The organism is uncultured Rikenella sp., from assembly GCF_948810725.1.
Taxonomy (GTDB): Bacteria; Bacteroidota; Bacteroidia; order Bacteroidales; family Rikenellaceae; genus Rikenella.
The window spans coordinates 24,638-44,669 of record NZ_CAQIVA010000004.1; the positions used below are offsets into that span (position 1 = coordinate 24,638).

The 20,032-nt window shown below is 58.7% G+C and carries 17 protein-coding genes; 10 read left to right on the forward strand and 7 right to left on the reverse strand.

Annotation, left to right across the window (positions count from 1 at the left end):
• Nucleotides 1-264 precede the first annotated feature (264 nt).
• Both Q9S52_RS03055 and Q9S52_RS03060 read right to left on the reverse strand, forming a co-directional pair.
• Complete coding sequence (locus tag Q9S52_RS03055; RefSeq protein ID WP_304708123.1) at nucleotides 265-1,443, reverse strand: TolC family protein; 1,179 nt, start codon at nucleotides 1,441-1,443, stop codon at nucleotides 265-267.
• A gap of 1,301 nt (nucleotides 1,444-2,744) precedes the next feature.
• Entirely contained in the window at nucleotides 2,745-2,987 is a 243-nt protein-coding gene (locus tag Q9S52_RS03060) for a hypothetical protein (protein WP_304708124.1), read from the reverse strand.
• On the opposite strand from Q9S52_RS03060, the gene aspS reads away from it, so the two are divergent.
• Together aspS and Q9S52_RS03070 are read left to right on the forward strand one after the other, a co-directional pair.
• Nucleotides 2,986-4,758 carry an aspartate--tRNA ligase gene (gene aspS, locus Q9S52_RS03065; protein WP_304708125.1) on the forward strand — a complete coding sequence of 591 codons (1,773 nt, stop codon included), beginning with the start codon at nucleotides 2,986-2,988 and terminating at the stop codon, nucleotides 4,756-4,758. The two genes, Q9S52_RS03060 and aspS, sit on opposite strands and share 2 nt — an antisense overlap.
• A gap of 52 nt (nucleotides 4,759-4,810) precedes the next feature.
• Complete coding sequence (locus tag Q9S52_RS03070) at nucleotides 4,811-5,395, forward strand: hypothetical protein (protein ID WP_304708126.1); 585 nt, start codon at nucleotides 4,811-4,813, stop codon at nucleotides 5,393-5,395.
• Between the two features lie 363 nt (nucleotides 5,396-5,758).
• Here Q9S52_RS03070 and Q9S52_RS03075 read toward each other — a convergent pair whose 3' ends face one another.
• Nucleotides 5,759-5,905, reverse strand: a complete 147-nt coding sequence (locus Q9S52_RS03075; RefSeq protein ID WP_300400916.1) for a hypothetical protein — start codon at nucleotides 5,903-5,905, stop codon at nucleotides 5,759-5,761.
• Between the two features lie 172 nt (nucleotides 5,906-6,077).
• On the opposite strand from Q9S52_RS03075, the gene Q9S52_RS03080 reads away from it, so the two are divergent.
• From Q9S52_RS03080 to radA, 3 genes are all read left to right on the forward strand, one after another.
• Entirely contained in the window at nucleotides 6,078-7,049 is a 972-nt protein-coding gene (locus Q9S52_RS03080) for a polyprenyl synthetase family protein (RefSeq protein ID WP_304708127.1), read from the forward strand.
• A 2-nt stretch (nucleotides 7,050-7,051) separates the two neighbouring features.
• Nucleotides 7,052-8,596 carry a phosphomethylpyrimidine synthase ThiC gene (gene thiC / locus Q9S52_RS03085; protein WP_304708128.1) on the forward strand — a complete coding sequence of 515 codons (1,545 nt, stop codon included), beginning with the start codon at nucleotides 7,052-7,054 and terminating at the stop codon, nucleotides 8,594-8,596.
• Nucleotides 8,597-9,802: 1,206 nt separating this feature from the next.
• Complete coding sequence (gene radA / locus Q9S52_RS03090) at nucleotides 9,803-11,191, forward strand: DNA repair protein RadA (RefSeq protein ID WP_304708129.1); 1,389 nt, start codon at nucleotides 9,803-9,805, stop codon at nucleotides 11,189-11,191.
• A gap of 510 nt (nucleotides 11,192-11,701) precedes the next feature.
• On the opposite strand, the gene Q9S52_RS03095 is transcribed toward radA, so the two are convergent.
• Nucleotides 11,702-11,848: a hypothetical protein gene (locus Q9S52_RS03095; RefSeq protein WP_297829373.1), complete on the reverse strand. Its 147-nt coding sequence runs from the start codon at nucleotides 11,846-11,848 to the stop codon at nucleotides 11,702-11,704.
• 138 nt (nucleotides 11,849-11,986) lie between these two features.
• Between Q9S52_RS03095 and Q9S52_RS03100 the strand changes: the two genes are divergently transcribed.
• Nucleotides 11,987-12,214: a DUF6485 family protein gene (locus tag Q9S52_RS03100; RefSeq protein ID WP_297627999.1), complete on the forward strand. Its 228-nt coding sequence runs from the start codon at nucleotides 11,987-11,989 to the stop codon at nucleotides 12,212-12,214.
• Between the two features lie 17 nt (nucleotides 12,215-12,231).
• Here the strand turns inward: Q9S52_RS03100 and Q9S52_RS03105 are convergent, their stop codons facing one another.
• Nucleotides 12,232-12,354, reverse strand: a complete 123-nt coding sequence (locus Q9S52_RS03105) for a hypothetical protein (protein WP_304708130.1) — start codon at nucleotides 12,352-12,354, stop codon at nucleotides 12,232-12,234.
• A gap of 457 nt (nucleotides 12,355-12,811) precedes the next feature.
• Here Q9S52_RS03105 and Q9S52_RS03110 point away from each other — a divergent pair, with 457 nt between their 5' ends.
• Both Q9S52_RS03110 and ftsY read left to right on the forward strand, forming a co-directional pair.
• Nucleotides 12,812-14,428, forward strand: a complete 1,617-nt coding sequence (locus tag Q9S52_RS03110; protein WP_297829368.1) for an ABC-F family ATP-binding cassette domain-containing protein — start codon at nucleotides 12,812-12,814, stop codon at nucleotides 14,426-14,428.
• 20 nt (nucleotides 14,429-14,448) lie between these two features.
• On the forward strand, nucleotides 14,449-15,435 hold the full coding sequence (gene ftsY, locus Q9S52_RS03115) for a signal recognition particle-docking protein FtsY (RefSeq protein WP_304708131.1): 987 nt from the start codon (nucleotides 14,449-14,451) through the stop codon (nucleotides 15,433-15,435).
• A gap of 1,103 nt (nucleotides 15,436-16,538) precedes the next feature.
• On the opposite strand, the gene Q9S52_RS03120 is transcribed toward ftsY, so the two are convergent.
• Nucleotides 16,539-16,769 (reverse strand): hypothetical protein, encoded by a 231-nt coding sequence (locus Q9S52_RS03120; RefSeq protein WP_304708132.1) that lies wholly within the window; start codon nucleotides 16,767-16,769, stop codon nucleotides 16,539-16,541.
• Nucleotides 16,770-16,812: 43 nt separating this feature from the next.
• On the opposite strand from Q9S52_RS03120, the gene Q9S52_RS03125 reads away from it, so the two are divergent.
• Nucleotides 16,813-17,361 (forward strand): CvpA family protein, encoded by a 549-nt coding sequence (locus Q9S52_RS03125; RefSeq protein ID WP_304708133.1) that lies wholly within the window; start codon nucleotides 16,813-16,815, stop codon nucleotides 17,359-17,361.
• Here the strand turns inward: Q9S52_RS03125 and metG are convergent.
• The gene (gene metG, locus Q9S52_RS03130) at nucleotides 17,313-19,418 is read right to left on the reverse strand and encodes a methionine--tRNA ligase (protein WP_370648985.1); all 2,106 of its coding nucleotides are present in this window, start codon (nucleotides 19,416-19,418) and stop codon (nucleotides 17,313-17,315) included. The two genes, Q9S52_RS03125 and metG, sit on opposite strands and share 49 nt — an antisense overlap.
• A gap of 288 nt (nucleotides 19,419-19,706) precedes the next feature.
• Between metG and Q9S52_RS03135 the strand changes: the two genes are divergently transcribed.
• Nucleotides 19,707-19,961, forward strand: a complete 255-nt coding sequence (locus tag Q9S52_RS03135) for a hypothetical protein (RefSeq protein WP_294594099.1) — start codon at nucleotides 19,707-19,709, stop codon at nucleotides 19,959-19,961.
• Nucleotides 19,962-20,032: the final 71 nt, after the last annotated feature.

The following is a 20,032-nucleotide window of genomic DNA, read 5'->3' on the forward strand; positions in this document are numbered from 1 at the left end:
ACCCGGCCCTTTGCCCCCCGCGGGCCCGCGGCGTTTATTCCGAGAGGCAACGCAACTGAAGACCGTGGCCGCGATATTGCGAGCTGCCTGGATCAAGGTATTCGGTGTAAAAAGCCATGACCTGTGTTGTGATGCTATTCGCTACCAACGTAGATGACCAACTGTATCCGATGTTACCGCCCCCATTAGCTATACCCCCATAGTCCGTCCGGCCGAAGTCGCGGTAGCCCGGGGCGGGCCTTTGTGAATCTTAATAGCCTCGTGCTAAAGCAGGCACAGGGCCATGGCGGCTCCGGCCTGAGCCACTTCGTATTTCAGGGTGGTGAGGTTGTCGCTCAGGGCGTACCACTCGGAGAGGGCCAGCAGGGCGTCGATGGCGGTCAGTTCGCCCCCCTTAATGGCTTTTTCGATGAGTTGCGGGTAGTTGTCCGACGCGTGAGCGGTCTGTCGGGTCGTCAGGGTGGAGGAGAGAATCCGGAACCGTTCGTACAAGGCCTTCAGGCGTGCTTCGGCCTGCGTGGCGACGGCTTCATGACGGGCTTCGGCCGCATCACGGGCGGCTTTGGCTGCCCGGGTGCTGCCGATGTTCTGCCACAGCGGAAGCGAGATGCCGGCCAGCAGTGCGTTGGTGCCTTTGTGGCCTTCGATTTCGACTTTGTAGCCGACGGTCAGTTTCGGCAACCAGGCTTGTCGGCTCAGTTTCAGGGTGCGACGGGCGATCAGGGTGTCGATGGCGGCGGCTTCGAGTTCGTAGTCGGCGGCCAGGGCGGCTTGTACGAATTCGTCGCGTGTGCCGCTGAAGGCGAAGGTAGGGTAGCCTTGTGCGGCGATGGCGGTACCGCCGTTCAGCTGGGCCAGCGCTAAAGCGGCTTCGGCGTGTTCGGCTTCGGCGACGGCGAGATTGTCAGCGGCTTCGGTCAGCAGCATCCCGGCGTTGCGCAGCTCGATCAGGGTCGTGCTGCCGTTTTCGATCCCTTTCCGGTAGAGCTCGACGGCTTGGCGTAGGGCGTCGCGCCGACGGCTGAAAATCTCGATCCGCTCGGTAGCGTAGACGAGGCGCAGATAGGCGTCTGATACTTCGCCCATCACGGCGCGTTGGGCGGTGCGGTGCTCCTGCTCGGCTTTCGAAATGCCTAATTTGCTGATTTTATTGCGCTGGTGGTAGACGGTGGGGAAGTCGAAGGCTTGTTCGAAGGCGAGTTCGTAACGGGTTTCGCCGACGAAATAGTATTCCAGTGCCACGGACGGATCGTCGGGAGCGAGGCCGGTACGCAGCTGGCGCACGGAGGCGGTGTGCTCTTTCTCGGCGGCTGCGAGTTGGGGGCTCCGTGCGGCGACTTCACGCAAAAAAGCGGCGTAGTCGGCGGTTTGAGCGGTTGCGATTCCGATGGCTCCGGTTGTGGCGAGCCAAAGGGTGAGGAAAATATGACGCTTTTTTTTCATCGATCGGGGTCTCGTTTGTTTTCGTTTTGCAAAGATAATCGGCTGCTCTCAGCTACGCAAGGGCGTGAGTTCGCACGGCCCGGGAGTTGGGCTGCTACCGCGGCGTGATTGAGGTAGAGGCTGCCGCAGAAATGCGCAGCATTTCCCGTCCCCGCACCCGTTGGGTGTTTTGTTCGGGTTCTCTCTGCCTTACTAAGTGGGGCCCGCCCGGCCCGAGGCCAGTTTTAGGCGGGTCAAAGCTCGACCGCGCGCGACCGCTGAAGTAGGAAATCATTCAAAGCGTCTTGCGCTTTGAATAAGATTTCCGTCAGCGCGCGGAACAGAGCTCGACAATCACCCGTGGCAAGTGCGGCGGAGCGATAGCGGAGCCGCAGTGAGGCGGACACGGGGCGGAGACAGGGGCGAGAGCGAGTAGCGCGATTCGCAGAATCGCCGTCCTCGGCGCGGGTGACGCATCAGCGGCGCGAGGGAGGCGTGCTGAGGACGAATCTCCTAGAATTGGGCCGTGGGTTGGGCCGCGCCGTTGGTCGTGCTTTTGCGACCTTTAGGTCGCCGTCCTCGGCGAGAGCGACGCTTTAGCGGCGCGAGGGGAGTGCCGAGGACGAACTCACAAGATTTGAGTGGTGAATGGGCTGAGCTCTTGCGGCTCGCAGAGCCGCGCAGTCCGCCGCCACCCCACGCGGTCGGACTGCAACTCGTCGGGGCTCGTTGCACTCACCGCTGGCGGCGACTGCAAACAGGCGTGGACGAATGGGCGTTGCTCTTGCGGTTCGTAGAACCGCCGGGCCTGCGCGCTAGGCCTTTGGCCCACCCCCGGAGCGCGCAGTCCGAACCCGACAGAATTGGTCTGAACTATTGGCTGGGCTTTGGGCATTATTGCTTTTGCGACTCGTAGAGCCGCGCGGGCCAAAGCCTCCCGCCGCGGAGGCCCGCAACTGACGTTGCTGTGGGTCCCGCAGGCTTCAGCCCGTCCAAGAGAGTAGGGTAGCCCAGCCCCTTATTCACCGCCCCCACTCCTTCCCCGTTTATTCCGAGAGGCAACGCAATTGAAAACCGAAACCACGGCCATTTGTATAGCTGGGGCTGAAACCCTGTGTGTGGAAATCTACGAATAGACTGTAAGCTTCTTTTGTCGATGATGAGTAGCTGTATCCGCTGAGGCCGACGCTCGCCAGAGCTCCCAATAATCCATGAAGGCCTGAGTCGCGGAAGCCCGGGGCGCACCTTCAGGGTGTTTTATTGGCCGCCTCTACCCCAATTTGAGGCTAAGGCTACCTGGTTCGCGCGCCGCTCGTCCCTGTTTATTCCGAGAGGCAGCGCCACTGAAGACCGTAAGCGCGGCTGCCCGAGTAGCTGGTCGTGAGGCTCTGCGAATAGAAAATCAAATTCAGACCGTAGATCCCGCTTGCGGCGGAAGACCAGCTGAATCCGTGGTGACCGCTGCTACCCGCTTCGCCCAAGGTATAGCCGCGGTAGCCCGGGCGGTGCTCGCGAACGGTAAAAAATATGTATCTTTGAGTTCCTAAAAAACCGAAGTCAATCATGTTTAGAACAGCCACCTGCGGCGAGCTTCGGCTCACCGATGCGAATAAGACCGTTATCCTTGCCGGATGGGTACAGAAGGTGCGCAACTTAGGCTCGATGGTCTTTATCGACCTGCGCGACCGATACGGCATTACCCAGATCACCGTGGACGAACACGCTGCCGACGCCGTCCGGGAAACGGCCGGACGACTCGGCCGCGAATATGTGATCCAGGTGACCGGAACCGTCACGGAACGGTCGGCTAGAAACAGCAAAATACCGACCGGCGAGATCGAAATCGTCGCTGCCGACATGCAAATTTTGAATACCAGCGAAGTGCCGCCGTTTACCATCGAAGAACAGTCCGACGGGGGAGATGATTTGCGGATGAGATATCGCTACCTCGACCTGCGGCGAGCGCCGTTGCAGCGGGCGATGATGCTGCGTCACCGGCTGGCGCAGGAGGTACGCAACTACCTCGATGCGCAGGGGTTCATGGAGATCGAGACGCCGTATCTGATCAAATCGACGCCGGAAGGGGCGCGGGATTTCGTGGTGCCGAGTCGGATGAATCCGGGCGAATTTTATGCCTTGCCTCAGTCGCCGCAGACTTTCAAACAACTCCTGATGGTGAGCGGCTATGACCGCTATTTCCAGATCGTGCGCTGTTTTCGGGACGAGGACTTGCGGGCAGACCGGCAGCCGGAATTTACCCAGGTGGACTGCGAAATGGCGTTCGTGGAGCGCGAGGACGTGCTCACGGTGTTCGAAGGGATGATGCGGACGATGTTCGACAAGACGCTGGGAGTGAAGTTTGCAGAGGCGCGGTTCCCGCGCATGACGTGGCACGAGGCGATGGAAAAATATGGGTCGGACAAACCGGATATCCGGTTTGGGATGACGTTCAATGACTTGACGGGCTTGGTGAAGGGGCACGACTTTGCGGTGTTCGACGGGGCGGAATATGTCGGAGCGATTTGTGCGCCGGGGTGTGCTTCCTATACGCGGAAGCAGTTGGATGGTCTGACGGAGTTTGTCAAACGTCCGCAGGTGGGGGCGAAGGGGCTGGTGTATGTGCGGCGCGAGGCGGACGGCTCGTACAAGTCGAGTGTGGACAAGTTCTACTCGCAGGAGGAGTTGGCGAAATGGGGCTCGGCTTGTGGCATGCAGGCGGGGGATTTGCTGCTCATACTGGCGGGTGCCAAAAAACAGACGTTGGCGGCGCTGTGCGCGTTGCGGTTGGAGATGGGGGATCGGCTGGGGCTCAGGCCGCACGATACGTTCGCGCCGTTGTGGGTGGTCGATTTTCCGCTCTTGGAATGGGATGACGAGACGCAGCGCTATTATGCAATGCACCACCCGTTTACGTCGCCCAAAGCGGAGGATATGGATAAATTCTTCTCGACGGATATCAAGGTGCTGGGGGATGTGCGGGCGGAGGCGTATGACTTTGTGGTAAACGGGGTCGAGGTCGGCGGAGGGTCGATCCGGATCCACGACGGGCGGGTGCAGAGCCGGATGTTCGAGGTGTTGGGCTTTACGCCGGAGGAGGCGCAGGCGCAGTTCGGATTCCTTCTGGGGGCTTTCAAGTATGGGGCGCCGCCGCACGGGGGAATTGCGTTCGGTTTCGACCGGATGTGTTCGTTGTTCGGCGGATCGGATTCGATTCGCGATTTCATCGCGTTCCCGAAGAACAACAGCGGACGCGATATGATGATCGACGCGCCGTCGGCTCTGGCGCAGGCGCAGCTGGACGAACTGGGGATCGGGATTGTCGAGGCGGCTGAGTAGGGCTGTCTTCGAAATGTGCGGGGGCGGTTCGTACCCATGTATCTTTGAAAGAATGATGGAATTAACGGGTCGACAAGTTGAGGATATCGATCGGCTGATCACTCCTTGCGGCGAGGTGGTCGTGACCGATGAAAAGGAAGAGAGAGTGCTCTTTTCGGTACGGAGATACGGGTTCGCACCCTATCGAATCTTTGTGGGTACGCCTGACGAACAGGTGATCGAGCCTATTGCGAATTATGAAATTTGCATCGATTCTCGGAGATTACGACTCGGCGAGCGGTATCGTATCCGGATGAGCGGTATCCGGTTGGAGTTCGGGGGTACTGACGAGCGAACCATAGGTGTCGTAGGCACGGCGAACGGTTATAGTTTGGGTCTCGGAGCTTATGACCCCAATGATGAAGAAAAGATGGATCAAGATATAGCGGCTTCTGAAGATCGTTTGTTGTATGACAAGAGTCGGTTCGTACAATATGATTTAGAGATGTTGCCGGATTTTTCGGGCTTTTCGTTTGAATTGTTGGATCGCTCGGTTGCCGAACTTCGGTTTCCTGTCGCGTGGATTGGTAATCCTCGCCCCGGAAATGCCCGATTTCGGGACGAATACGAAGGTGCGGTCAATTCTTGGACGACTTGATAGAACCGAAGCGTGAATAAATCAGCATGTTGCAGGTGAAAAACCAAGGTGTGGACTGATCTTCTGCGGCCCTTTGGGTCGCGCGGGCCGGACGCCTCCTCTCGGGAGGCCCGCAACCCGCCGCTTGCGCGTCGAGAGTTGCCTTCCTCCCGGGTGTCCGGCCCGCTTTGCTAAAAGAGGAGTGAATTAGGGATTGCTTTCGCGGCCGGAGCCTGCGAGGCCTAAAGCAACGTCAGTTGCGGGCCTCCGCTGCGGGAGGCTTCGGCCCGGGCGGCTCTGCGAGCCGCAGGAGCACCAATAGGGTAGAAGCTGTCGGTTGCTTGGGGTAGTTCCAGCCAGCTTTCGAGTGCCGAGCGGCACCGTTTATTCCGAGAGGCAACGCAACTGAAAACCGTGGGCACGGTTTCCGATACTCGTCGAGCCAAGACCTACGGGATTAAAATTCAAATATATGCAGCGGATTTCATGAGGAGTGGCAGACTGACTGATGCCGCTATGTCCGACATACACATGCAGGCCTGTGAAGTCGCGCAGGTAGCCCGGGGCGGGCCCGCAGGGCGTTTTACTGACAGCCCCTACCCTAATTAGGCGGCCTACATCCCCGTCAGACCGCTTCTACCCAAAAACAATCGGACGTTCCGAGACCTACCGCCCGCATGCAAGACCATAGATGCCGAATCCGATGATGAAAAATACCGACGAGTTATTGCAACGCATCGAAACGGAGCTCGAAAAGCTCCCCCTCGAACAGATCGAACCGCAGGGACTGTACGCTCCCGTCCGCTACATCCTCGAAGACGGCGGAAAGCGGATCCGACCGTTGCTGTGCCTGCTGAGCGCCGATCTCTGCGGCGGAAAGGTAAGCGAAGCGTTGCCGGCAGCCATTGCCGTCGAAGTCTTCCATAACTTCACCCTGCTCCACGACGACATTATGGATCGCGCCCCCATGCGGCGCGGGAGGCCGACCGTTCACCTGAAGTGGAGCGAAAACAGCGCCATCCTCTCCGGCGACGCCATGCTGATTTTCGCCTACCAGATCCTTTCATCGGGGAATTACGCCGAACTTCTTCCCGAATTGCTCGCCGTGTTCAACCGGGCGGCCATGGAGGTCTGTCAGGGGCAGCAGTACGACATGGAGTTCGAACGAACCGACCGCGAAGTGAGCGAAGCGGAGTATCTCGAAATGATCCGCCTCAAGACCTCCGTACTGCTGGCCGCGGCGCTGGAGATGGGGGCGATCGTGGGGGGCGCTTCTCCGGCCGAGCGACGTGCTTTGTACGACTTCGGCGTGAACCTCGGGCTGGCGTTCCAGATTCAGGACGACCTGCTCGATACCTACGGCGATGCCGAAACCTTCGGGAAGGCGATCGGAGGAGATATTGCGGTCGGGAAAAAGACCTTTCTGCATATCGCCGCCATGGCGGCCGCTTCGGCGGAGCAACGGGCTGCGATATGGGCTCCGGGGGATATGGACGAGAAATTGTTGCGGGTGCGGGGGATTTATGATGCGCTGGGGGTGCGCAGCGCGGCGGAGGCGGCTATCGAACGCTATTTTACGCGCGCGCTGGCGTCGCTGCGCAGGGCGCACGAGGATGCGGACCGGCTGGCTGTGCTCGAAAAATATGCTTATTCACTGCTGAAAAGAACGAAATAACTATGTATAAAGAACTGTTCCACGAACCCCAGAACGCTTCGGAAAAGGTATATCGCCCGGGCGAGTTGTTTCCCGATCTGCGGGTCGGGATGCGGCGCGTTCATTTGACGAACGGCGAATCTGTGGATTTGTACGACACGACGGGGGTGTATACGGAGGCGGGATACGAGGCGGATACGGAACGAGGGATTCCCCGCTTGCGGGAGCAATGGATGGCGGAGCGGGCGGCGGCATTGCCGGAGGGGGAGTTTCATACCCAGCGGTGGTATGCGCGACAGGGGGTGGTGACCCGCGAGATGGAGTATGCGGCGATTCGCGAGAATGCGGGACTGCGGCCGGGAGACGAGGGCTATATCACGCCGGAACAGGTGAGGCGGTCGGTGGCGGAGGGACGGGCGATTCTTCCGGCCAATCGATGTCATCCGGAGTCGGAGCCGATGGTGATCGGCAGCGAATACCGGGTGAAGATCAATGCCAATATCGGCAATTCGGCGCTCGGTTCTTCCATTGCGGAGGAGGTCGAGAAGGCGCTGTGGGCCATTAAGTGGGGGGCGGACACGGTGATGGATCTCTCGACGGGGGTTCAGATTCACCAGACGCGGGAGGCGATCCTGCGCAATGTGCCGGTGCCGATCGGGACGGTGCCGCTCTATCAGGCCTTGGAAAAGGTCGGCGGGGTGGTCGAGGATTTGACGTGGGAGGCTTATCGCGAGACGCTGATCGAACAGTGCGAACAGGGGGTGGACTATTTTACGATTCACGCGGGGTTGTTGCAGGCATATGTGCCGATGGCGCAACGGCGGGTGACGGGTATCGTCTCGCGCGGGGGGTCGATTATGGCGAAGTGGATGGCGCATCATGGGCGGGAGAGTTTTCTGTACGAGCATTTCAACGAGATTTGCGAGATTATGGCGCGCTACGACGTGGCTTTGTCATTGGGCGACGGCCTGAGGCCGGGGTCGATTGCGGATGCGAACGACGAGGCGCAGTTCGGAGAACTCAAAACGCTGGGCGAGCTGTGCCACCGGGCGTGGGAGCAGGATGTGCAGGTGATTGTCGAGGGGCCGGGGCATGTGCCGATGAACCGCATCCGCGAAAATATGGATCGGCAACTCGAATGGTGTCACGGGGCGCCGTTCTACACGCTCGGGCCGTTGGTCTCGGACATCGGGGCGGGGTACGATCACATCACGTCGGCGATCGGGGGGGCGATGATCGGGTGGTTCGGGACAGCGATGCTGTGTTATGTGACGACCAAAGAGCACCTGGCTTTGCCGAACCGCGACGATGTGCGCGAGGGGGTGGTGACTTACAAACTGGCGGCGCATGCGGCGGATATCGCTAAGGGACATCCGGCGGCTTTGGCTCGCGACTTGGCGATGAGCCGGGCACGGTATGATTTCCGGTGGCTCGACCAGTTCAACCTGTCGCTGGACCCGGAGCGGGCGCGACGTATGCACCGGGAGATGGTGAAGGAGAATGCGGATTTTTGCGCCATGTGCGGGCCTCATTTCTGTGCGATGCGCATCACGAAATCGATCAAGTAGGGGTTGATTTTTGGGAGTATCTTATGGGTGTGGGGTAGAGGTTGCCATAGCGAAACGTAGTTTCGCCCGTCCACGGGACGTGGGGCCCGCGCGCGAACAAAGAATTGGGCCGCCGGTAGCTTTAGGATGCGTCAGCATCCGTCTAAAGTTTGGCTTCGCCTTCCTCCTCGCCGCTCGGCAATTTGCAAACTACGTTTGCATTGCGCTCGCTGGCAGCGTCGGTTTTCTGGTTCTCTTTGTTCACAAAGAGAACAGTTTTAGGCGGGTCAAAGCTCGACCCGCGCGCGGAACTCCGTCGCCCGCCCGCTTAAGATGGCATATTCTGCCGGTTGGCACTTGGCCAATCCGGCAAGAATTGCCGCGGGCGACGGCAAAACGCGGCGGAGCGCAAGCGGAGCCGCAGTGAGGCTGACACAGGGCGGAGAACTAGGACGAGCCTTGGGCTGTGCTTGTTCTTCAGGCGGGAAAACCGGCTACGGTTTTCCCGCTGCGCTGGGCTGAGAATGGGGCTGTGCTTTGAAAAGGGCTGTTAGCCGAGCTTTTAAGGCTGAGCTTTTGCGGCTCATAGAGCCGCGCGGGCCGAAGCCTCCGGTCGCGGAGGCCCGCAACTAACGTTGCTTTTGGGCCCCGCAGGCTTCAACTCTCCTAAACTGAGAGCGAGTAGCGCGATTCCGAAGGGAATCGCCGTCCTCGGGCGCAGCGACGCATCAGCGGCGCGGGGGGGCGCGCCGAGGACGAATTCCACAGCATTGGGTGATGGATGGGTGCTGTGCTCTTGCGGTTCGTAGGGCCGCAACACGCCGCTTGCGCGTCGAGAGTTGCTGTACCTCCCGGGCGTCCGACCCACCAAGGTCAAACCAAAGTAGGGTAGAGGCTGCCAGCAAAAACTGTTCAGTCCCGTTTATTCCGAGAGGCAGCGCAACAGACGACCGTAAACACGGTGGCACAAATGGTTCGTGTTGAGATGCTGCGTGCCCAAATCCAAGCCCATGCCATCGCCCGCCATCGGTGTACGTGACCAACTGTAACCGCCATCACCGACACCTCCCGGCAAACCCGACCTGTGGTAGCGGAAGCCCGGGGCGGGGCTGCCCCGTATGCGAAAACCGATGACCCTGCCCGATCCGCTCTGAAATCTCGGACAAACGGAGGCAGAAGTAAACATTCTGCTATCTTTGTCGAAACCCAATCCCCTCTTCTTGAACTATGGCCAAATTAAAAAAGAGCTATTTCTGTACCGCCTGCGGCAACGAATCTCCGAAATGGGTCGGGAAATGCCCGGCCTGCGGACAGTGGAACACCTATACCGAAGAGATCGTTGCCGCCAAAAGTACCCCGCTCACGACCAATAATTTTTTCAGCCTCTCTGCCGGTTCTGGCGAACGAAATCGCCCGATACCCGTTCGTCAGGTGCAACGGGCCGCTTTCGAACGGATCGACCTGCTCAATCAGGAGGTCAATCGGGTGCTCGGCGGCGGACTGGTGCCCGGCTCGCTGGTGTTGCTGGGCGGCGAACCCGGGATCGGGAAATCGACCCTGGCCCTCCAGATCGCGGTGAGGATGGCCAATTCTCCGATCCTGTACGTCTCGGGAGAAGAGAGTCCCGAACAGATCAAAATGCGTGCTGACCGGATCGGCGTACTCAACGAAGAGTGCATGATCCTGAGCGAAACGTCGCTCGAAAATATCATCACTCAGCTGACTGAGAACACGCCGGAGTTGGTCGTGATCGACTCGATCCAAACCTTGTACTCCGAGCGGATCGAATCCTCGCCCGGAAGTGTCAGCCAGGTGCGCGAGTGTGCCGCCATGCTGCTCAAGTATGCCAAGGAGACCAAGGTTCCTGTTCTGATCATCGGTCATATCACCAAGGAGGGGGCGATTGCGGGGCCGAAAATTTTGGAACACATCGTGGACGTCGTTTTTCAGTTCGAAGGCGACAGCAACAATGCTTACCGGATTCTGCGGAGTATCAAGAATCGTTTCGGCGCGACCAACGAGATCGGTGTTTTTGAGATGCGGAACGAGGGGTTGCGCGAGGTGGACAATCCGTCGGAAATTCTGGTCTCGCACTACGACGAACCGTTGAGCGGCATCGCCATCGGGGCGACGATCGAGGGGGTGCGGCCGTTCCTGATCGAGACGCAGGCGTTGGTCAGTTCGTCGGCTTACGGGACGCCGCAGCGGTCGGCCACGGGGGTGGATTATAAACGGCTCAATATGTTGCTGGCGGTGCTCGAAAAACGGGTGGGGTTCAAGCTCGGGACGAAGGATGTCTTTCTGAATCTGGCCGGAGGTTTTCGGGTGGCGGACACGGGGCTCGACTTGGCGATCATCGCGGCGATTATTTCGTCGGGGCTGGATATTGCGCTGGATACGGATATCTGTTTTGCGGGCGAGGTGGGGTTGTCGGGCGAGGTGCGGCCTGCTTCGCGGACGGAACAGCGGGTGACGGAGGCGGCGCGGCTGGGATTCCGCACCATCGTGGTTTCGGGGTATGCGCGCAAGGCACTGAGCCATGTGCCGAAAGGGATTGAAATCGTTTATGTGAGCCGGGTGGACGAGCTGGCCCGCCGGGTTTTCGGAAATCGGTAATCCGGTTGTCCGTTTTGTGTGGATCGTGTTTGTGGCGACGGTGCAAATGAACGTTCTCGCGCGACAAAGAACGGGGTAGAGGCTGCCCAATCGGAGTGCCCGAAGACCGGCGCGTGGAGGCGCGCCGAGGACGAGAATAGGCGGAACTTATAGCTGGTAAGATGGCGGGTCGGACGCCCGGGCGGAACGCAACGAACGTAGTGAGTTTGCGGGCCTCCCGAGGGGGAGGCGTCCGGCCCGCGCGGTTCTTCGAACCGCAGGAGGCAGTTCCCAAACGAAGTTGCCATTAAAAAGACACGGCACTTCGCTCGTTTATTCCGAGAGGCAACGCAACGGAAGACCGTGGCCACGGCTGTCCACGCTGCCGGGATCGAGATCCTGCGAGTGGAACCACAAGAACACGCCGTTAGTCCTGCTAAGAGCGGAAGACCAACTGTACCCGCTGCCGCCGACGCCCGTCAGAACACCCGTATCCCGATTGCGGAAACCCGGGGCGGGGTTTGTCTCCGTTTATTCCGAGAGGCAACGCAACTGAAAACCGTAGGCGCGACCGTCCGAGGGGCTAGCGTGGAGGTACTGCGAATTGAAATGCAAGTCCAGGCCGCCGATGCCGCTCGTGGCGGAAGACCAGCTGAACCCGCCGTTGCCGACGCCCACCGGTACGCCCGAGGTTGCGTTGCGGTAGCCCGGGGCGGGGGATTTGCAAAATTTGACACCAAACAAGACAGAAATTCCCTCCTCCGGACACATCTATGACGATACCATACCTTGAACATAATACTTACTCCAAAAGCCATGGAATGTAAACAAGGCCCTCAGAATGCGGCTTGTCCGTGCAGCGCTACCGGATGCACCCGTCACGGATACTGCTGCCAGTGCGTGGCGCATCACCGCAGCAAAGGACAACTCCCAGCCTGCTTTTTTCCGAAAGATATCGAACTGACCCACGACCGGTCGATCGAACGTCTGGCCGCCACCTTTGCCGAACGCGGCGCGTGGTGGAAAAATCCCGGCACAAAATAGAGAGCGATAAAAAGGGATCAGAGTGCGATAAATCCTGAGAGGCAACGCAACTGAAAACCGTGGCCGCGATTGTGCGCGTTGCTGGGGTTGAGGTTCTGCGTGTTGAAGTCCAAATACCGCACCGTGACGTCGCCCGTCATCGGCGTACACGACCAACTGTACCCGTTGTTGCCGACGTTCCTTGCTACACCCTCATAGCCCGCGCGACCGAAGTCGCGGTAGCCCGGGGCGGGAACCGCGCACGGCGGCGTGTTGCGAGCGACCGCTTCGTGAGCGGCGATGGCAGCTCCCCCTCGAACATCCGGGGGGAAGCGGAGCCGGTCGCCGCAGGAAATAACTATCCCCTCTCGAACCGCAGCAGGAGAGGCGCAGTGGGCCGCTGAATTTATCGTTCGCCCTGCCGGAACGCATACCCTCCGGCACTCCGGAACCCGTGTGCTCCGATCCCGATTCCGCAAAGAAATAAAAAATCACCGCTCGCTCCTCCGGCCGATTGCCGGATATTTTGGGTATCTTTGCCTTTCACTACCTTTTACGAACCCCTCCGCCCCCGGCGGCGAGGGGTGGCTAAGCAATCGAAATAGCTTTAATAGACAAATGATTACGGTATCCAACTTAGAAGTCCAATTCGGCAAACGCGTCCTGTTCAAAGACGTCAATCTGAAGTTTACGCCCGGAAACTGTTACGGTGTGATCGGGGCCAACGGCGCAGGGAAATCGACCTTTCTGCGCGTGCTCGCCGGCGAAGTCGATCCGACGCGCGGCAGTGTCGCGTTCGGGCCCGGCGAACGGCTTTCGGTGCTGAAACAGGATCACTTCGAATTCGACGAACACACCGTGCTGGATACCGTGCTGATGGGGCACCAGCCGCTGTGGGAGATTATGCAGGCCAAGAACGCCATCTACGCCAAGGAGGACTTTTCGGACGAAGACGGGCTGCGGGCGGCGGAGCTGGAGGAGAAGTTCGCCGAGATGGAGGGGTGGAATGCCGAGAGCGATGCGGCGGAGCTGCTCAGCGGGCTGGGGATCAAGGAGAGTCTGCACTATTCGCTGATGGGCGAACTCAACGCCAAGGAGAAGGTGCGGGTGCTGCTGGCTCAGGCCCTGTTCGGGAAACCGGACAACCTGCTGCTCGACGAGCCGACCAACGACCTGGACGTCAATACCATCATGTGGCTCGAAAACTACTTGTCGAACTACGAGAATACGGTGCTCGTGGTGTCGCACGACCGTCACTTCCTCGACGCGGTGAGCACGCACACGATCGATATCGACTACAGCGACATCAACCTCTTTGCCGGGAACTACAGCTTCTGGTACCAGTCGAGCCAGTTGGCGGCGCGTCAGCAGGCCCAGCAGAATAAAAAGGCCGAGGAGAAGCGGAAGGAGCTCATGGAGTTTATCCAGCGTTTCTCGGCCAACGTGGCGAAGTCGAAACAGACTACTTCGCGCAAAAAGATGCTCGAAAAGCTCAACATTGAGGAGATTAAGCCGTCGATGCGGAAGTATCCCGGGATTATCTTCCAGCCGGAACGCGATCCGGGGACGAAGATTCTGGCGGTGGATGGGCTGACTTACTCCACGCCGGACGGCGAGACGCTGTTCCGCAATCTGTCGTTCACGATCGAGAAGGGGGACAAGGTGGTCTTCCTCTCGCGCGAGCCGCGGGCGGTGACGGCCTTGTTGGAGTGCATCACGGGCAACGTCGCGCCGGAGGCCGGGATGATCGAGTGGGGGGTGACCATCAAATCGGCCTATCTGCCGGTCAATAATACGGCTTTCTTCAACTCCGATCTCTCGATTATCGACTGGTTGGCGCAGTACTCGCCGGATACGAGCGAACTGTTCCTGCGGGGCTACCTCGGGAAGATGCTCTTCAGCGGTGAGGAGGTCTATAAGAAGGTGAGCGTCCTGTCGGGGGGCGAGAAGATGCGTTGCATGATCGCCCGGATGATGATCGAGAATCCGAATACGCTGGTGCTCGACTCGCCGACGAACCACCTCGACCTGGAGTCGATCCAGGCGTTCAACAACTCGCTGGTCTCGTTCCCGGGGATCGTCCTGATGACGTCGCACGACCACGAATTTATCGAAACGGTGGCGAACCGGATCATCGAAATCACGCCTAATGGGATGGTGGACAAGTACATGGAGTACGACGAGTATATCCTGAGCGAAAAGATCCGGGCGCAGCTGGATGGGTTGTACCAATAAAAATTCGGTTTGATATTCCTATGAGTATATTCGATCTGTTTCGGAAAAAGGACGCCGACGAAGCGCAGCAGGGGACGCTCGACCGGGGACTGGAAAAGAGCCGCGAGGGGATATTTTCCAAGCTGTCGCGGGCGGTGGTGGGGAAGTCGCGGGTCGACGAAGAGGTGCTCGACGAGCTCGAAGAGATTCTCATTACGGCCGATGTGGGGGTAGATACGACGTTGCACATCATCGAGCGTATCGAAGCCAGAGTGGCGAGAGATAAGTATCTGAACGCCGAGGAGTTGAACACGATTCTGCGGGAGGAGGTGACGGCACTGCTGGCCGAGGCGCCGGCGGCGACTTCGTCGTCCGACCTGGGGATGCTGTTCGAGAAGGATGCGGCGGGCAATCCGTTCGTGCTGATGGTCGTGGGGGTCAACGGGGTGGGGAAGACGACTTCGATCGGCAAGCTGGCGGCGCGGCTGACGGCGGCGGGCAAACGGGTCTATCTGGGTGCGGCGGACACGTTTCGTGCGGCGGCGATCGACCAGTTGGAGGTATGGGCCGAGCGGGCGGGTGCGAAGCTGGTGAAGCAGCAGATGGGAGCGGATCCGGCTTCGGTGGCGTTCGACACGCTTTCGGCGGCGAAGGCGGCGGGGGCGGATGTGGCGATTATCGACACGGCGGGGCGGTTGCACAATAAGGTCAATCTGATGAACGAATTGACCAAGATTCGGAACGTGATGCAGAAAGTGGTGCCGGATGCTCCGCACGAGGTGATGCTGGTGTTGGATGGTTCGACGGGGCAGAATGCGTTCGAACAGGCGAAACAGTTCGCGGCGGCGACGCAGATTACGTCGCTGGCGATCACGAAGTTGGACGGGACGGCCAAGGGGGGTGTCGTGGTGGGGATTTCGGAACAGTTTCGGATTCCGGTGCGGTATATCGGCGTGGGCGAGGGGATCGATGATTTGCAGGTGTTCGACGGGGCTCGGTTCGTGGCTTCTCTTTTCGGAGATCGGTGAGCGGAACGGCCTGTGGGGGCGTTTTGTTGGGGCTCTTTTTACTATAAGTGGGGCCCGCGAACAAAAACGGAGGTAAAGGCTGCCATAGCGAAACGCAGTTTCGCTCGTTCCGCCGGTGCGCCCATCGGGCGTTTTGTCAGGGTTGTTTTTGCCTTAATTAACCGGCCGCTGCCTGCGCAGGGCAGTTTCAGACGGGTTAAAGCTCGACCGCGCGCGACAGCTGGAGAAGGAAATCATTCAAACGCGTGTTTCGCGTTTGAATAAGATTTCCGCCAGCGCGCGGACAGAGAACGGGGGTAGAGGCGGCCTTGGGGTAGAGGCTGCCCACTCCGAGTGCCGGACCCGAGTAGCGAAGCGAGAGCACGTCGGCTTGTCGACGATGCCTCGCAAGCGCGAGGGAGACTGCAGGTCAACGCACCGCCCGCTCGGCGTAAAGGCAGTACCCTCCCGTAGGTACAGCCGCGCGCCACGCCTTAAGGAGCGATTCAACTATTTCGGCTTACCGCCGAAATAGAATGAACCGCGCAGGCGCGCGGAAAAACTCGACCGTGTGCGAAAATTCCGTCGCTCGCCCATCTTTCGGGTGCCGAGCGGCACCGCGCTGGGCCGAGCATAGGGCTTGGATTTGGGCGGTAGATTGGGCTGAGCCGTTTGCCGGGCTTTGGGGCGAGAGCGAGTAGCGCGATTCGTAGAATCGCCGTCCTCGGCGAGGGCGACGCATTAGCGGCGCGTGGGGGGGCGCGCCGAGGACGAATGGGTTGTGCTCTTGCGACCTTTTGGGTCGTCGGTCGAACTTGGCAGCTTTGACCAGTGAATGGAGCATTGTTTTGGCGGGGCGGGCGCCCGGGAGCTCGCAGTGAGCTTGCGAACGTTGCGGGCCTCCCGAGGGGGAGGCGTCCGGCCCGCGCGGTTCTACGAACCGCAGGATTCAACTCAAAATAGGAGAGCTGTTGCTTGTTTTGGAGGTAGAGGCTGTCAGCAAAAGACGCTGTGCGGGGCGTTTGGCCCGCACAGCACGCGAACCGCAGAATCAGAATAGGAAAAAGAATATAATCCCGGGTTCTAAGTCCCCAATCGGTTCCGTCGAAAGCTCTCAGTCCCGTTTATTCCGAGAGGCAACGCAACTGAAGACCGTAAGCACGGTAGTTGGCACTCGTGGCGGTGAGATAGACCGCGTAAAAATCCAGAAGCCGGGCATAAATGTCGAAAATCGTGCGAGACCAACTGTATCCGAAATTGCCCGTGTGGGTCAGCACCCCCGAGCTGAAGTTGCGGAAGCCCGGGGCGGGCCTTCTGAGAATTTTGCTGAAAAGACGCTGTGTCGATCCGTACAAGTCGCTCTGTTGCTAAATCGGGCGGAAACAATCTCTTTGAGGAATGAATATCATCGATATCATAGCTTGTATTATCCTCGTTTGGTGCGCCTGGAGCGGTGGACGGAGCGGGATTCTCGTCCAGCTGAGCGGGATTGTCGGTGTGGTGGTCGGAGCATGGGTTGCCTATCGGTTTTCACAGGCTATCGGACAGTGGCTCGACTTGACTGAGTTGCCGTCCGAAGTGCTTTTCGTGCTCGTGCTGATCGGAGTGATGATCTGCGTCATCCTGCTCAGCCACTTGGTCACCCGTCTGCTCAAAACCGGGGGATTGGCCGGGCCGCTGCGGCTGCTGGGAGCGCTGTTCGCCGTGACGAAAGGAATTTTGCTGGCAGCATTGGCCGTGATGGCGCTGGAGGCTTTTCGGCCCTATTTGCCTGAAAAAAATCGGGCTTCGTTCGACCAGGTGACGAACGAAGCCCGTAGTTACTCGTTGTTGAAAGGGGTCGGTGAGTATGTCTTCCCCTATATCGTCGGCGGAGTCAAGGCCGCTGCGGCCGAGCTCTATCCGACCACTGAACCGGCCGGTACTTCTCCGGCTGTCGAGTCGTAGTCCGTCGGCGCTACGATCGACAGGGCGCCCGTCGGCGACTCCGCCATCAGGATCATACCCTGAGACTCGATCCCCTTAAGCACCCGCGGCGCGAGGTTCACCAAAACCAGCACCTGTTTCCCGACCATCTCTTCCGCGGTGAAATACTCCGCGATCCCCGAAACGATCGTTCGCGTATCCAATCCCGTATCTACTGTCAGTTTCAGCAACTTCTTGGTTTTCGGCACCGGTTCGGCTGCGATGACTTTCGAGACGCGGATGTCCATTTTCGCGAAATCGTCGAACTGTACCGTCTCTTCCTTCGCAGGAGCGACCGTCGCATTGGCCGCTGCATTCGCAGCTTTGGTAGCGGCGAGTTTGGCCAACTGTGCCTCGACTACCGCGTCCTCGATCTTCTCGAACAGCAGTTCCGCTTGGCCCAACTCGTGTCCCGGCTCCAGGAGGGTCAGGCAGCTGATGTTGTCCCACTTCAATTCCGAAGCCGGCAGGCGCAACATCTCGCGCAACTTGACCGCCGTGAACGGCAGGAACGGTTCGGCGGCGATCGCCAGCGATGCGGTGATCTGCAAGGCGATATTCAGGATGGTCGCTACGCGCGCTTCGTCTGTTTTGACGACTTTCCACGGCTCCGTATCCGCCAGATACTTGTTCCCCAGCCGTGCGAGGTTCATCATCTCCTTCAACGCCTCGCGGAACCGATAATTCTCGATATTCTGCTCGATGGCCTCCTTGAACACGGGCAGTTGTGCAACGATCTCCCGATCGTAGTCGGTCAGTCCGGTCGCCGGGTCGATCGCCGGGACGCGCCCGCCGAAATATTTGTGGGTCAAGACCAGTGCCCGGTTCACGAAGTTGCCGAAAATCGCCACCAACTCATTGTTGTTCCGAGCCTGGAAGTCGCGCCAGGTGAAGTCGTTGTCTTTGGTCTCGGGCGCATTGGCGCAGAGGACGTACCGCAAGACATCCTCTTTCCCCGGGAACTCGTCGAGGTACTCGTGCAGCCACACCGCCCAGTTCCGCGAGGTGGAGATTTTGTCGTTCTCGAGGTTCAGGAATTCGTTGGCGGGGACGTTTTCCGGCAAGATGAATTCGCCGTGCGCCTTGAGCATCGACGGGAAGACGATGCAGTGGAAGACGATGTTGTCTTTGCCGATAAAGTGCACCAGTTTGGTATCTTCATCCTGCCAATAAGGTTTCCACCCCTCCGCATCGCCACGCTGAGCGAAGAGTTCTTTGGTGGCGGAAATGTATCCGATGGGTGCGTCGAACCACACATAGAGAACTTTTCCCTCTGCCCCCGGAACCGGCACGGGTATCCCCCAGTCCAAGTCGCGGCTCACGGCGCGAGGCAGCAGCCCTCCGTCCAGCCAGCTTTTGCACTGGCCGTAGACGTTTGTTTTCCAGGTCTCTCCCTCGCCGGCTGCGGCGTGCTGCTCCAAAATCCACTGCCGCAAAAATGTTTCGTATCGATCCAACGGCAGGAACCAGTGTTTGGTCTCCCGCAGCACCGGCGTGGCTCCGGTAATCGCAGATTTCGGGTCGATGAGCTCGGTCGGCGAGAGGGTCGAACCGCACTTCTCGCACTGGTCGCCGTATGCGCCTTCGCTCTGACACTTGGGACAGGTGCCGGTGATGTACCGGTCGGCCAAAAACTGCCGGGCTTCGGGGTCGTAGTATTGCTCGGTGGTCTGCTCGATAAAGTCGCCCTGGTCGTACAGCTTCCGGAAAAAGTCCGAGGCGGTGCGGGCGTGGGTCGGGCTGCTGGTTCTGGAGTAGATGTCGAAGCTGATCCCGAACCGTTTGAAGGCGTCTTTGATAATCCCGTGGTATTTGTCCACGACGTCCTGAGGGGTCACGCCCTCTTTCTTGGCTTTGATGGTGATGGGCACGCCGTGTTCGTCGGAGCCGCAGATGGAGATGACCTCTTCGCCGCGTCCGCGAAGGTACCGGACGTAGATGTCGGAGGGGACGTAAACGCCGGCGAGGTGGCCGATGTGTACGGGCCCGTTGGCGTAGGGCAGGGCGGAGGTCACTAAATATCGTTTCGGTTGTTTCATCTCGAATGACTGGTATAATCGTATGTTCTGGTGTTTATTTTGCACCGAATAGAATGTACAAATGTAACGCTTTTCATGCTTCGTCCGATAGTAAATTCGGGTGGTTGCTATGGAGGGCGATGTGAAAATGTTAAAAATTAAACACTTTAAGGGTTTGTTGTTTGTTCTTAAACGTTTTAGTGAAAACGAATGCGGCTCTTATTGTTTTGTGTGTGTTTTATTTTATATTTGCCTTTGAATTGATTTTGACGTCGGATCATTTCTTAAAACTTTTAAAAAATTAAAGTCATGAAAAAGAAACACATTTTCATAGCGGCAATTGGTACGCTTTTTTTAAGCGCTGGTGTGTTCTCTGCGGTTCATTTTTCTGCTGAGAATGCCAATAGTTCTGATCTGACTCTTTCCAATATCGAAGCAATGGCGTTGGGAAAAGATTTGGAAGATGGCTATGAGTTTGTTAATAAACACGGAGTCGATCTTGGTGGGGGAGCTGTACAAGTTACATGTACATGTGGTGGTGATGGTTTCTTGAGCTGCTGCTAAATTCTAAAAAGATTGGAAGGGAATAGTAATGTTTCCTTCCAATCAAAATTTATACTGTATTATGCGGATTC